1 pseudogene is annotated in these 348 nt (G+C 65.5%); it reads right to left on the reverse strand.

The features are described from left to right. A pseudogene (eno, locus tag JJL56_RS33105) lies at nucleotides 1–348 on the reverse strand (phosphopyruvate hydratase); the annotation flags it as partial.

A 348-nucleotide genomic window follows, 5' to 3' on the forward strand; every position in this document is an offset into this window, starting at 1 on the left:
GCTCGTACTTGCCGTTCTTGAAGAACTCGGTCGAGGCGGCGTCGATGGCCAGCATGACGTCGTCACCCGGCTTGTAGCCGGCGGCCTCGATCGCCTTCATGACGAAGCCCAGCGCGTCCTCGGTCGAGGCGAGGTTGGGGGCGAAGCCGCCCTCGTCGCCGACGTTGGTGTTGTGGCCGGCGTCCTTGAGCTTCTTCTTGAGCGCCTGGAAGATCTCCGAGCCCATGCGGATCGCCTCGGCGGCGCTCTCCGCGCCGACCGGCATGACCATGAACTCCTGGATGTCGATCGGGTTGTCGGCGTGTGCGCCGCCGTTGATGATGTTCATCATCGGCACCGGCAGCAGGT

This window comes from Azospirillum aestuarii, assembly GCF_016632405.1.
Taxonomy (GTDB): domain Bacteria; phylum Pseudomonadota; class Alphaproteobacteria; order Azospirillales; family Azospirillaceae; genus Azospirillum; species Azospirillum aestuarii.